The organism is Gemmiger formicilis (genome assembly GCF_016901605.1).
Lineage (GTDB): Bacteria > Bacillota > Clostridia > Oscillospirales > Ruminococcaceae > Gemmiger > Gemmiger formicilis_B.
Genome location: NZ_JACJKP010000064.1, coordinates 1 through 13980, shown reverse-complemented (window position 1 = coordinate 13980; position 13980 = coordinate 1). Strand labels below are relative to the sequence as shown.

Annotated in this window: 11 protein-coding genes; 3 read left to right on the top strand and 8 right to left on the bottom strand. The window is 58.5% G+C overall.

From position 1 onward, the window contains the following. Positions 1 to 442 precede the first annotated feature (442 nt). From H6B10_RS06740 to feoB, 3 genes are all read left to right on the top strand, one after another. Complete coding sequence (locus tag H6B10_RS06740) at positions 443 to 1699, top strand: iron-containing alcohol dehydrogenase (protein WP_430661753.1); 1257 nt, start codon at positions 443 to 445, stop codon at positions 1697 to 1699. Next, a complete protein-coding gene (locus tag H6B10_RS06735) occupies positions 1665 to 3035 on the top strand; it encodes an aldehyde dehydrogenase (protein ID WP_345941714.1) in 1371 nt (456 codons plus the stop codon). Before H6B10_RS06740 ends, H6B10_RS06735 begins: the two co-directional genes overlap by 35 nt. A 172-nt stretch (positions 3036 to 3207) precedes the next feature. Then, positions 3208 to 5589, top strand: a complete 2382-nt coding sequence (gene feoB, locus H6B10_RS06730; RefSeq protein WP_204650884.1) for a ferrous iron transport protein B — start codon at positions 3208 to 3210, stop codon at positions 5587 to 5589. Positions 5590 to 5715: 126 nt separating this feature from the next. On the opposite strand, the gene H6B10_RS06725 is transcribed toward feoB, so the two are convergent. The 8 genes from H6B10_RS06725 to rdgB all read right to left on the bottom strand — a co-directional run bounded on the left by H6B10_RS06725 (position 5716) and on the right by rdgB (position 13938). Continuing rightward, entirely contained in the window at positions 5716 to 6663 is a 948-nt protein-coding gene (locus H6B10_RS06725) for a glycosyltransferase family 2 protein (RefSeq protein WP_204650883.1), read from the bottom strand. Between the two features lie 126 nt (positions 6664 to 6789). Beyond that, entirely contained in the window at positions 6790 to 9333 is a 2544-nt protein-coding gene (gene leuS / locus H6B10_RS06720; RefSeq protein ID WP_204650882.1) for a leucine--tRNA ligase, read from the bottom strand. Positions 9334 to 9363: 30 nt separating this feature from the next. Next, a complete protein-coding gene (gene rsfS, locus H6B10_RS06715; RefSeq protein ID WP_204650881.1) occupies positions 9364 to 9738 on the bottom strand; it encodes a ribosome silencing factor in 375 nt (124 codons plus the stop codon). 23 nt (positions 9739 to 9761) lie between these two features. Then, complete coding sequence (locus tag H6B10_RS06710) at positions 9762 to 11711, bottom strand: LCP family protein (RefSeq protein ID WP_204650880.1); 1950 nt, start codon at positions 11709 to 11711, stop codon at positions 9762 to 9764. 52 nt (positions 11712 to 11763) lie between these two features. Continuing rightward, a complete protein-coding gene (gene yqeK / locus H6B10_RS06705) occupies positions 11764 to 12333 on the bottom strand; it encodes a bis(5'-nucleosyl)-tetraphosphatase (symmetrical) YqeK (protein ID WP_204650879.1) in 570 nt (189 codons plus the stop codon). Beyond that, positions 12323 to 12961, bottom strand: a complete 639-nt coding sequence (gene nadD, locus H6B10_RS06700) for a nicotinate (nicotinamide) nucleotide adenylyltransferase (RefSeq protein WP_204650877.1) — start codon at positions 12959 to 12961, stop codon at positions 12323 to 12325. Before nadD ends, yqeK begins: the two co-directional genes overlap by 11 nt. After that, on the bottom strand, positions 12958 to 13257 hold the full coding sequence (locus H6B10_RS06695; protein WP_204650875.1) for a YhbY family RNA-binding protein: 300 nt from the start codon (positions 13255 to 13257) through the stop codon (positions 12958 to 12960). Before H6B10_RS06695 ends, nadD begins: the two co-directional genes overlap by 4 nt. A gap of 45 nt (positions 13258 to 13302) precedes the next feature. Then, positions 13303 to 13938, bottom strand: a complete 636-nt coding sequence (rdgB, locus tag H6B10_RS06690; RefSeq protein WP_204650873.1) for an RdgB/HAM1 family non-canonical purine NTP pyrophosphatase — start codon at positions 13936 to 13938, stop codon at positions 13303 to 13305. Positions 13939 to 13980: the final 42 nt, after the last annotated feature.

Sequence of the window (13980 nt, the reverse complement as noted above, 5' to 3'; positions counted from 1 at the left end):
ACAGCCAGAAGAACCAAACTGCATTTTTGTGAGTGACGCCTGCTTAAAGTATGCCAAGCCGTATGCTGTGCAGCAAATCACCAATTTTATTTAGCGAACGTCTCTTTCAAACAAAAATTGCCACAGACTGATTCTTATTTCAAATATAATTAAAGCAACCAATTTGCACAAAACATTTTATTAGACCTATATTGCAGATAAAATTAAAGCATCTGTTAGAAATAATGTCAGTTTCATTGCAATTAAAATTAAAGGGAAACACCTGCGACCCGCCCCTTTTCCCGGGGGCGGGTCGCTTTTTGTTTGGCAGCTGTCCAAGATTATACAGTTGTACGATGGCCCGTCATTTTTGACAAAATCATCAGGAAATTTAGCTAAAGTTTTACTTGACATTCAACTCCATTTTGTCTTATCCTTAACAATAGCGTCTATGTGGGAAAGGATGAGAAAAATGAACGCTGTAAAGAAGATCTATTGCCGTGTTTTTCAACTGGGCATGCGCATTGCGCTGCCTTTTTTGCCCTATCGTGAGCCGAAACTGATCGAAGGCGTGGGCGGCGTGCCCCGGGTCCTGCGGGAACATCACATCAACTGCGTCATGCTGGTCACCGATGCCGGTGTGCACGGTTTGGGTCTGACCGCTCATCTGGAAGAAGAACTGAAAGCCGCCAACATCCGCTGCGTTGTCTACGACGGCACCGTGGCCAATCCCACCGTAGCCAATGTAGAACAGGCCCGTATGCTCTACCTGGAAAACGGCTGTCAGGGGTTGATCGCTTTTGGCGGCGGTTCCTCCATGGACTGTGCCAAAGCTGTGGGCGCCCGCATTGTGCGCCCCAAAAAGCCGCTGGCCAAGATGGAAGGCCTGCTGCATGTGATGCACCGCCTGCCGCTGCTGATTGCCGTGCCCACCACCGCCGGCACCGGCAGCGAGACTACCCTGGCCGCCGTGATTACCGATGAGAAGATCCACCATAAATATCCTATCAACGATTTTTCGCTGATTCCCCATTACGCCGTGCTGGACCCTGATGTGACCCTGAATCTGCCCCGGCAGTTGACCGCCACCACGGGCATGGACGCTCTGACTCATGCCGTGGAAGCCTACATCGGCCGTTCCACCACCAAAGGCACCCGTGCTGCCGCCATCGAGGCCGTACAGCTGATTTTTGCCAACCTGCCCGAGGCATACTATAATGGACACAACCGGGAGGCCCGCGCCAACATGCTGCGCGCCGCCTACCTGGCGGGCACCGCCTTCACCAAGAGCTACGTAGGCTATGTGCACGCCGTGGCCCACAGCCTGGGCGGCCGGTACGGCATTGCCCACGGCCTGGCCAACAGCGTTCTGCTGCCCGTGGTACTGAAAGCCTACGGCAGCGCGGCCTGGAAGAAGCTGGCCGAACTGGCCCGGGCTTCCGGGGTCAGCCAGTCCACCAGCGATGAGGAAGCCGCCAAGGCGTTCATTGACTACATCGATGCCATGAACGCTGCCATGGATATCCCCGAAACACTGCCCGGCATCCGTACCGAAGACATCCCGCAGCTGGCCCGTTATGCCGATCACGAGGCCAACCCGCTCTACCCCGTACCGGTTCTGTGGGGTCTCGACCAGCTGGAAGAAATGTACAAACAAGTTCAGGAGGTTTCCACCCATGACGGAAATGGAAATTCAAACCATTCTCAAACGGCAGCGTGAGTATTTCGCCGCCGGACATACCCTTTCGGCCGATGCCCGCCTTGCCGCGCTGAAAAAGCTGAAGGTTTCGCTGCAAACCCATGAAGCCGACCTGGCCCGCGCCCTGCACCAGGACCTGGGCAAATCCGAAACCGAAAGCTATATGTGTGAGACCGGGCTGACCCTTTCGGAAGCCAGCTGGATGATCCGGCATCTGCGCCGCCTGATGCGGGAACGCACGGTGATCACGCCGCTGGCCCAGTTCGCGGCCCGCAGCTTCCGTTCCCCTTCCCCCTATGGCAACGTACTGATTATGAGCCCCTGGAACTATCCCGTGCTGTTGACCCTGGACCCGCTGATCGATGCCATTGCCGCCGGCAACACCGCCATCGTCAAGCCCAGCGCCTATGCGCCGGCCACCGCCGCCGTGCTCAAAGAGATTCTGGAGGAATGCTTCCCGCCGGAATATGTCTGTGTAGTTACCGGCGGCCGCGCCGAAAACCAGGCCCTGCTGCGCCAGAAATTCGACATGATTTTCTTCACCGGCAGCAAGGCCGTAGGCAAGGAAGTGCTGCGCTGCGCCGCAGAGCACCTGACCCCCGCCGTGCTGGAACTGGGCGGCAAAAGTCCCTGCATTGTGGAAAAGTCCGCCAAAATCAGCCTGGCTGCCAAGCGCATCGTTTTTGGCAAATACCTGAACTGCGGTCAGACCTGCGTGGCTCCCGACTACATCCTCTGTGACGAAAGTATCCGGGACCAGCTGCTGGAGGCCATCCGGAAGGAGATCACCGCTCAGTTCGGCGCCGAACCTCTGGCCAATGCCCATTACGGCAAGATCATCAATGAGAAGCACTACCACCGGCTGATGGGCCTTATTGACCCGGCCAAGGTCGTCTGCGGCGGTACCGGCGACGAAGCGGCCCAGCGCATTGCCCCCACTGTCATGAAAGACGTAACCTGGGAGGATGCGGTCATGGGGGAAGAGATTTTCGGACCCATTCTGCCGGTGCTGACTTACACCGATCTGGATGCCGCTCTGGCCCAGATCGAAGCCCATCCCCACCCGCTTGCGCTGTATCTCTTCAGCGAGAATAAAGCCATCCAGCGCAAGGTGCTGGACCGCTGCCACTTTGGCGGCGGCTGTCTGAATGATACCATCATCCACCTGGCCACCAGCGCCATGCCTTTTGGCGGCGTGGGAGAAAGCGGCATGGGCGGCTACCACGGCAAAGCCGGGTTTGAAGCCTTCAGCCACCTGCGCAGCATCGTGGACAAAAAGACCTGGATCGATATGCCGGTCCGCTACCAGCCCTACACCAAAGCAAAGGACAAAATGCTGCGTTTCTTCCTGCAGTGACCCTGTTTTTTCGCCGTACCGCGCTTTGCCGGTACGGCGTTTTTGCTGCCGGAACGAAGCAGGTGCAACTTACCCCGGAATCATTGACATTGCCTGTTAGTCGTGCTAAACTTTTTTGCGGAAATACAGGTGTTTTTCGGCCTGCAAGGCAGGCAGGAGGTTGGAAAGTACTATGACATTGGCGGAACTGAAAATCGGGCAGGATGCGTTGATCAAGACGATCGGCGGCACAGGCGAACTGCGCCACCACCTGCTGGATATGGGGCTTACCCCCGGTACCGAAGTTACGCTGCGCAAAGTAGCCCCCATGGGTGATCCCATTGAGGTGGAACTGCGCGGCTACGAACTGACGCTGCGCCTGGACGACGCAGCCAAAATTACTGTAGAAAATGTACATGACACCGACCGTGCCGCCCGCAGTGAGGAACGGCACGCGCCCATCCCCCACCCCGGCGTGGGCGAGCTGGGCAAAGCCGCCAGCTACCGGACCCGCAAGGCCGGCGCCCCCATTCCCAAGGGTGCCCCGCTGACTTTTGCCTTGGCCGGCAACCAGAACTGCGGCAAGACCACCCTGTTCAATCAGCTGACCGGTTCCAACCAGCATGTGGGGAACTTTCCCGGTGTAACGGTGGACCGCAAGGACGGCGTGATCCGCGGCCACAGCGAGGCCACCGTTACCGACCTGCCGGGCATCTACTCTCTCTCCCCCTACTCCAACGAGGAGATCGTGACCCGGGACTTTATTCTGCAGGAAAAACCCAACGGCATCATCAACATTGTGGATGCCTCCAACATTGAGCGTAACCTGTACCTGACCATGCAGTTGATGGAACTGCAGATTCCCATGGTGCTGGCTTTGAACATGATGGACGAGGTCCGCGCCAACGGCGGCACCATTCTGGTCAACGAACTGGAAAATGCCCTGGGTATCCCGGTGGTTCCCATCTCAGCAGCCAAGAACGAAGGCATCGACGAACTGATCGAACATGCCCTGCATGTGGCACGGCACCGGGAACTGCCGGGACGCATCGACTTCTGCACCGCCGGTGCCGACGCCAACGATCCCCGCGGCGCGGTGCACCGCTGCATTCACGCCGTAGCCCACCTGATCGAGGACCATGCGGCCGTGGCGGGGCTTCCGCTGCGGTTTGCTTCCACCAAGCTGGTGGAAGGCGACGGCCCCATTCTGAAGGCCTTGCAGCTGGACCAGAACGAAAAGGAACTGCTGGACCATACCATCACCGAACTGGAAACCGAAACCGGTCTGGACCGGGAAGCTGCCCTGGCCGATATGCGGTTCACCTTTATTGAAAAACTCTGTGCCGAAACGGTAGTCAAACCCGGGGAAAGCCGGGAGCACAAACGCAGCGTGGCCATTGACCGGGTGCTAACCGGCAAATACACCGCCCTGCCCTGCTTTATCGGCATTATGGCACTGGTGTTCTGGCTGACCTTCGGCGTCATCGGCGCGGTGCTTTCGGACTGGATGACAATGGGCATTGACGCCCTGACCGGTGTGGTGGACAACTCCCTGACTGTTTACGGCATCAACTCGGTGGTCCATTCCCTGGTCATTGACGGCATTTTTGCCGGTGTAGGCAGCGTGCTGAGTTTTCTGCCCACTATTGTAACGCTGTTCTTCTTCCTCTCCATTCTGGAAGATACCGGCTACATGGCCCGCGTAGCCTTTGTCATGGACAAACTGCTGCGCCGTGTGGGCCTTTCGGGCCGCAGCTTTGTGCCCATGCTGATCGGCTTCGGCTGCTCGGTGCCTGCCATTATGGCCACCCGCACCCTCTCCAGCGACCGGGACCGCCGCATGACCATTCTGCTGACGCCTTTCATGAGCTGCTCCGCCAAGCTGCCTATCTACGCCCTGTTCACTGCCGCCTTTTTTGCTCCGGTATGGCGCGCCCCGGTGATGATTTTCCTTTATCTCTTCGGCATCCTTTGCGGTGTATTGTATGCTTTGATTTTGAAGCACACCAAGTTCCACGGCGAACCGGTGCCCTTTGTAATGGAGCTGCCCAACTACCGCCTGCCCAGCGCCCGCAGCGTGGGACAGCTGATCTGGGAAAAGGCCCGGGATTTTGTGCAGCGTGCCTTTACCATCATCTTTGTGGCAACGGTCATCATCTGGTTCCTGCAAACCTTTGATGCCCGCCTGAACGTGGCTGCCAGTGCCGACAGCAGCCTGCTGGCACTGGTAGGCTCCTGGATCGCACCGGTCTTTGCTCCTCTGGGCTTTGCCGACTGGCGTGTTTCCACCGCGCTTATCACCGGCTTTACGGCCAAGGAGAGCGTGGTTTCCACCCTTACGGTGCTGCTGGGCGGCGATGCGGCCGCGCTGCCCACGATGTTTACGCCTTTTACGGCTCTGGTATTTCTGGTCTTTACCCTGCTGTATACCCCCTGTGTAGCTGCCATCGCCGCCGTCCGGCGGGAAATGGGCAGCGCCAAAGCCGCAGCCGGCGTCGTGATTGCCCAATGCGTCATTGCCTGGGTGATCGCTTTCCTGGTGCACTGCATTGGAATGTTGATTGGCTTGACCTGATCTTTTACCGGATACAGAAAAACTCCCGACGGAAATTCCGTCGGGAGTTTTTGTTTGCTTCTTTTTTCGCCTTGGCTACACCGGAAGTCTTGATTGAAACCTCTGGTATATCCCAGAGCGTATTTCTCAGACTTTTCGATCTTCTTCGGTTTCCGCCACAATGTAGATGGGGCGGTGCTTGACCTCCAGGTAGGTTTTGGCCAGGTATTCCCCCACAATGCCGATGCAGAACAGCTGCACACCGCTGCAAAGCAGCATAATGCAGACGAGGCTGGGCCAACCGGCGGTAGGATCACCGAAGGCCAGCGCCCGGATCACCACAAACAGAATGCCGATGAAAGCCAGAATACAAAACAGCACACCGGCTCCGGCCGCCACCAGCAGCGGCGTGGTAGAGAAGCCTACGATGCCCTCAATGGAATACTTGAACAGGCCCCAGAAATTCCACTTGGTGGTACCAGCTACCCGTTCGATGTTCTCATAGTCAAACCACTTGGTCTTAAAGCCCACCCAGCTGAAAATACCCTTGCTGAAACGGTTGTACTCGGCCATGCTCAACACGGCATCCACCATTTTGCGGCTCATCAGCCGGAAATCCCGGGCGCCGTCCACGATCTCGGTATCGGACATTTTGTTGATGATCTGGTAGAATTTTTTAGCAAACCAGCTGCGCAGGGGCGGTTCCCCTTTGCGGGTGGTGCGGCGGGTAGCTGCACAGTCATATTCACCGGACAGCAGCGTATCCAGCATGGCAGGCAGCAAAGCAGGCGGGTCCTGCAGGTCCGCGTCCAGCGTGGCCACATAATCCCCTTTGGCCGCCTGCAAGCCGGCGTAGATGCCTGCTTCCTTGCCAAAGTTCCGGCTGAAGGAAACATACCGTACCCGGGCATCCTGTGCATGCAGCTGCCGGGCCACCCGCAGCGTACCGTCCCGGGAACCGTCATCCACAAAGATAAATTCAAAGTCGGCACCGTGGGTGGTTTTCATTTCCGCAGCCACACGGCTGGCCTCCTGGTAAAAAAGCGGCATAGACTCTTCTTCATTATAACAAGGAACGATCAGACTGATCAGCATGTTTACCCTGCCTTCCTGCCTGAAACGGCAAAATATATAATTTGATTATACCCTTTTTGCGGGGAATTGTAAATAGACAGAAAAAGATGCCGCCCCTTACGGAGCGGCACCGGTAATCAGCAGGAATCAGCCCTTGACGGCGATATTGACCAGCTTACCCTTGACGTAGATTTCCTTGGCAATGGTCTTGCCTGCGATGGCTTCGGCCACAGCCGGTTCTTCCTTGGCACGGGCAATGGCGTCGGCATTCTCGATGGCAGCGGGCACCTGGATGCGGGCCTTGACCTTGCCGTTTACCTGTACGGCAATTTCAATGGTCTGCTCCACGCATTTGGCCTCGTCATAGGTGGGCCATGCATGGTAGGCCAGCTGTTCGGTGTGGCCCAGCTGCTGCCACAGTTCCTCGGTCATGTGGGGCGCAAAGGGGTTCAGCAGCTGCAGCAGTACCTCGTACTCGGCGCGGTTGGCTCCGCCGTGGTCGCTGAGTGCATTGACATAGATCATCAGCTGGGCAATGGCAGTGTTGGCCTTAAGGGCGTCAATGTCCTCGCCCACCTTCTTGATGGTGCGGTTGGCAACAGCTTCCAGTTCGGGACGAATGGCATCGCCTTCCAGCAGCTTCTCGCTCATACCCCAGATCTTATCCAGGAAGCGCTTGCAGCCCTTGATGGACGAGGTGTTCCAGGGAGCGGCCTTCTCAAAGTCGCCGATGAACATCTCGTACAGGCGCAGGGTATCGGCACCGTACTCAGCCACAACATCGTCGGGGTTGACCACATTGCCCAGGCTCTTGGACATCTTGACAATGGGATGTTCGGCCATCTCGCCGTACTTTTCCACCAGGGCTTCCCGGGCGGCCTTCTCGCTGCCGTACTCGGCCAGCAGACGCTTGCGCTCGGCATCGGGCTGGTTCTCAAAAGCATGGGGGTTGAGGCCCAGGATCATGCCGTGGCTGGTACGCTTCTGGTAGGGTTCCTTGGTGGGGACCACGCCCAGATCGTACAGGAATTTATGCCAGAACCGGCTGTACAGCAGGTGTAGCGTGGTATGCTCCATACCGCCGTTGTACCAGTCCACCGGGCTCCAGTATTCCAGCGCTTCCTTGCTGGCCAGAGCGTCCTTGTTGTGGGGATCGCAGTAGCGCAGGAAGTACCAGCTGGAACCGGCCCACTGGGGCATGGTATCGGTTTCGCGCTTGGCGGGGGCACCGCAGCAGGGGCAGGTGGTGTTGACCCACTCGGTGTGGCGGGCCAGAGGGCTTTCGCCGTTTTCACCGGGCTCAAAGTCGGTGATTTCGGGCAGGCGCAGAGGCAGTTCCTCCTCCGGCACGGGCACCCAGCCGCACTTCTCACAGTAGATCATGGGGATGGGCTCGCCCCAGTAACGCTGGCGGCTGAACACCCAGTCACGCAGCTTGAAGTTTACCTGCTTGTGGCCCTTGCCGTTTTCCTCCAGCCAGGCATACATTTTTTCTTTGGCGTCCTCTACCGACAGACCATCCAGGAAGCCGGAGTTGACCAGCGTACCGGTAGCCACATCGGTGAAGGCCTCTTTGTCCAGGTCGCTCTCAGTCTGGCCCTTCACCACTTCGATGATGGGCAGGCCGAACTTTTTGGCAAATTCCCAGTCGCGGCTGTCGTGAGCCGGCACAGCCATGATGGCGCCGGTGCCGTAGGTGGCCAGGACGTAGTCAGAAATGAAGATGGGCACCTGCTTGCCGTTGACAGGGTTGATGGCCTCCACGCCTTCGATCTTCACACCGGTCTTTTCCTTGTTCAGCTCGGTACGCTCGAAGTCGGATTTGCGGGCAGCTTCCTCCTGATAGGCGGCAATGGCCTCGGGGTTGCGGATCAGGCCCGCGTCCACCCACTTTTTGATGTAGGCATGCTCGGGGCTGACAACCATGTAGGTACAGCCGAACAGCGTATCGGCACGGGTGGTGTAGACCGTCAGGGTATCGCCGGCGGTGGTGGAAAAATTGATCTCAGCACCGTGGCTGCGGCCGATCCAGTTGCGCTGCTGGGTCTTGACGCGCTCAATATAATCCACATCGTCCAGATCATCGATCAGACGGTCGGCATAGGCAGTGATCTTGAGCATCCACTGGCTCTTGACCTTCTGCACCACGGGGCTACCGCAACGTTCGCAGACGCCGTTGACAACTTCCTCGTTGGCAAGAACTACCTTGCAGCCGGTGCAGTAGTTGACGGTGGTTTCCTTCTTGTAGGCAAGGCCCTTTTTGAAGAGCTGCAGGAAGATCCACTGAGTCCATTTGTAGTAATCGGGGTCGGTGGTATTGATCTCGCGGTCCCAGTCAAAGGACAGACCCAGGGCCTGCAGCTGACTCTTGAACCGGGCGACGTTTTTCGCCGTAACGATTTCAGGGTTGATGTGATTTTTCAAGGCATAGTTCTCGGTAGGCAGGCCGAAAGCGTCCCAACCCATGGGATACAGCACGTTGTAGCCGCACTGACGCTTTTTACGGGCCACAATGTCCAGCGCGGTATAGCTGCGCGGATGGCCTACATGCAGACCGGCGGCCGACGGATACGGGAACTCGACCAAGGCGTAGAATTTGGGCTTGCTGTGGTCAATTTCGGCATGGAAGGTATGTTCATCCTGCCAGACTTTCTGCCACTTGGCCTCAACATTTTTGAAATCGTACTTCACAATAACTTCTCTCCCCACTCAAGATGCCGCTTACTCAGCGGTCTCGGTTTTTTCTTCCAGCCACTCGCTGGCAGGCACAGGCGTTGCATCGGCCCAGAGGTGCTCCAGGTCGTAGTAATCATGGGCTTCCTGCGTAAAGACATGCACGATGACGCTACCGTAATCCAGCAGCACCCAGCGTTTGCCGTCGTGACCTTCGGTGCGCAGGGCCTTTACGCCCTGGCGCTCCAGCTGGAATTCCCCTTCATCGGCCAGGGCGCCCACATGGGTGGTGGACGTACCGGTGGCAATGACGAAATACTCGGTCACGGTGGTCAGATCCTCCACGGCCAGAATGTGGACGTTGAGGGCTTTTTTGGCGTCCAGCGCACGTGCCAGACGAATGGCAAGTTCTCTGCTTTCCATATAAATTAAACTCCTATCACAAATCAGGCGGCAGAATCGCTTTCGGTGCTGTCCGAACTGCTGTCGGAACTGCTTTCCGAACCGCTGTCCGACGAAGTGCTCTCGCTCTCGGTCACATCCACAACCTGGTTGGAACCATCGATGTTATTGTTCTGCTGGGCATCATCAGCTTCGCTCATCAGGCTGCCCATCTGCTGGATGCTGGGATCGGTGGCGGTCAGACCGCTGACGTCAAAGCCCAGTACCGAGGGACTGTCGCACAGGTTCAGGGCGCTGGCATCCACCGGACCGGTATTTTCGCGGAAATACTGGTTGAGCAGATCGGCATCCTCCTGCCGGGCCGCATAGACCAGCGATTCGCCGTTGTACTGCTGGCCCATCTTGACCGGCAGCTGGCAGATCATGATCTTGGAAGAGTCAACCTTCAGCAGACTGACCGCAAAGCTGATCAGCTGCGAAGCGCTGAGGTCAGTTTCCATATAATTCAGAACGGCCGGGGTCAGGCGGGCAACGTCCCAGATATTGCCGATGCTCTTGAGTTTGCGGAACAAAGCGGCATAGAACTGGCGCTGCATGTTCAGACGGCCGATGTCGCCGTCGGGGTAGATCTTACGGGTACGCAGCAGGAATTCGCAGGCGGCACCATTGAGGGTCTGATAGCCTTCATCCAGGTGGCTTCCGCCGTAGTCCATGGTCTGCGGCACATAGAGTTCCACACCGCCGAACAGGTCTACCAGTTCTACCAGCATTTCCAGACGGATGGTCATGTATCCGTCGATGGGCACCTGCAGCTGGTCGGCCACCAGTTCGCACAGGGCCGCCATATTGTTGTTGCCGTCGGACCCCTGGGTCTTGGCAACGCCGTTGATGCGGTAGTTGCCGGAAACGCTGCGGTCGGTGGTGACCATCAGGTCACGGGGGATCTGCAGCATCTTCAGTTCGCCCGTTTCGTTGTTGAAATGGACGTAAAGGATCATATCGGTCATGCCGTCGTTGACGCCGGCATCGTTGGCGGCACCGGCAGACAGGTCATCGGTGCTGGAACGGTCCACGCCGGTGACCAGGATGTTCAGTTCCTTGCCCTGGAATTCCTTGGGGGTGTTGATCAGCTGGCTGATCTTGATGGCACCACCCTCGGGAGCAATGGCAGCCATGATAAACGCATAGGCGCCGCCGAAAATCAAAAGAATGATGCACAGGGTGATGAGCAGGATTTTCCACCACAGGCCCTTCTTCTTTTTCTTTTTGCCTTTGCCCTTTCCGCCGTCATCACCTTTCTTGCCACCCTTTTTACCGCGGGGAGCATCCCCGTCCCGGGGCGGCTTGCGGCCACCGCTGCCGCCGCTGCTCTTGGCAGAACGGTAGGTGGATTTTTCCGCTGCTGCGGGGTCTTTGGCACTGCGCTTGACAGGTGCTTCGTCCTCCATGCGGATGCCACCTGCGGTTGCGGGTGCATCCGCGTTGTAATCATAGGCCGGTTTGCTGCCCTTGGTGTTGCGCACATCCAGGTGCTGCACCTGGGTACGGGGCCGGGGCTGCTGGGCTGCCGGTGCCGCCTGGGAAGACTGACGCACCGTGCGGCGCTGGGCCGGGAAATTTACGGTATTGCCGTATTTGCGTTCCGCGGCAGCACGGTAGGCCATGGCCTGACGCTGAGCATAGGTAAGTTCCCGCGGCGCTTCCGGCTGCTGCACCGGCGGCGGAGTCTGCTCCTCTACCGGTGGCTGCTGGGGCTGTTCCACCGGCTGCGACACCGGGGTCTGACGGATATGGCGGCCCTGTACGGAACGCATGGGCTGCTGCACCACACGGCGGTGGGCATTTTGATTGGCCAGCTGCTGGGCACGACGGCGCGCAGCTTCAAACTGTTCCTGATCCAACATGCTTCCGGAGCCGGCCGTGCGCGGCTGCTGTGCGGCAGAGTACTGGCCGCCGGCCGCTCCGCCGGTGTGGAGCTTACGCGGTTCGCTCATGGACGTTTCCTCCCTGTTCATGGCATTTCACAGTCTGCGGCGCAGCGGGTCTTTACCGTGCCAGCTGCGCCTTTTGATACTCGTATGCGGCGACGCTTTCGGGGTCCAGTTCGCCGCCCTTTTCTTCTACAAAATCAATGCTCTGCTTCAGTGCCTGGCACAGGGCCAGGTCCAGATCCTCCATCTCCAGCTTGCGCAGATCTTCCACGCCGGGCCAGTCGCGTTCGTCGCTGGTCATGTCGGCCAGGTAAAGGATTTTATCCAGCAGGCTCATGCCCGGCTTACCGGTGGTGTGGCAGCGGATGGCCGAGAGGATCTCGGGGTCCGTCACTCCCCACTGGGTTTCGGCCAGAATGGCAGCGGCAATACCGTGCCAGATGGCCGCAGGGCGCGCCGGGGCATTTTCTGCTATTATAGCATTATCGGCAAAAATCTGCAACAGGGCATCCCGGGGCAGTTCCTTGGCACTGTCGTGCAAAAGGGCCGCCAAGGCTGCTTTTTCGGGGTCTGCGCCCCATCGCCGGGCCAGTTGGACTGCCATTTTTTTTACATTTTTGGTGTGCGTCCAGCGCTTGTGGCCCAGACGCGGTTTGACAATTGCCTTGGCTTCTTCACAGGTCATGGCAGGGTTCCTCCTTTTCCGGCAGGGTCTGTACTCCAGAGTACAGACCTTCGGCATCAATGACTTGCCGCACAATATCCGGCAGATACTGCCCCCACGCGGCACGGGGAATCTGCCCCGTGCGCAGTGCGCTGGACGCGCAGGGGTAGCTTTCGGCATTGGCAAAAAGTACCCGGCCCCCGGCAGCCTGCAAGGTTTCGGCTGCCTGGTGCAGGGCATCTTCATCACCGGGGCGGCGGCTTTCCACAACCAGGTCGGCCATCTGCAGAATATCCTGCCAGCGGCGCCACTTCTGAAACCCCAGCAGCATATCACTGCCCACGCTCAGGTACAGTTCCGCACCGGGAAAGCGCTCCCGCAGCATTTCCAGCGTATGGACCGTATAGCTGCGCCCGCCCTGGCGGATCTCCCAGTCGCTGACTTCCACCACCGGGGACAAAGCTGTAAAGCAGGCGCACATGGCCAGACGAACCGGCCCGGGCGTGGCGCTGGCTGCCTTGTGGGGCGGAATCCCCGCAGGCATGACGATCGCGCGGTCGGGCTGCACCCGTTCCAGTGCAGCCCGCAGGTTGTTCATATGTCCGTTATGGGGCGGGTCAAAGGTGCCGCCGTACAAAAGCACTTTCATTTTGCCAGCAGGGCAGCGTAAGCGCTCTCTTTGGGTTTCTGTTTGAACAGCACGAACTTGCGGCCGATGACCTGCACGCAGTCGGCGCCCAAAGCTTCCGACAGGATGTCGGCGGCTTCCCGGGCGGAATATTCGCTGTTTTCCAGCACCTTTACCTTGATGAGTTCCCGGGCAGCCAGGCAGTCGCCCACGCCCTGGATCAGGGTTTCGTCGATCTCGCCCTTGCCGATCTGAAACACGGGGTCAAGGGGATTGGCGGCGCCGCGCAGGGCCGCACGCTGTTTGCTGTTGAGCATAATGGTTCTCCTTATTGATATGGTATGCGCCGGAGCGATGATTGGTCAGGACTGTGCCAAAAAAGCCGGCAGCTGTGCGTCCAGTTTTTCCATGGCGCGGCCACGGTGGCTGATGGCATCCTTTTCGCCGTCGGCCAGTTCGGCGTAGCTGCGGCGGGCAGTGTTTTCGACGGTAGTGCCGTCGGGCAGGCCTACCCGATCGGGCACAAACAGCGGGTCATAACCAAAACCGTTGGTGCCGGTTTCCCCAAATGCCACGGTACCGGGGCACTCCCCCTCCACCAGCAGTTCCCGGCCGTCCGGCATCAGGAAGCAGACCGCCGACACAAACCGGGCCGTGCGCTGCTCTGCCGGAACTTGCTGCATCTCCTGCAGCAGCTTGGCGTTGTTGGCGGCATCGTCCCCGTGGTGCCCGGCATAGCGGGCACTGTAAACACCGGGGGCACCGTTCAAAGCGTCCACACACAGGCCGGAGTCATCGGCCACGGTGGGCAGGCCGCTGGCCTTGCAAAAGGCTTCGGCCTTGATGCGGGCATTTTCTGCAAAAGTAGTGCCGGTTTCCTCCGGGTCCAGGTCGATGCCCAGTTCCCGCAGGCTCTTGACCTGGTGGCCCATCCGTTCCAGAATGCGGCGCAGTTCTTTCAGTTTGCCGGCGTTATTGCTGGCAGCACAGATCAGCATAGGTCAATCCTCCTTATGGGCGGGCACTTCGGGCAGCAGGGA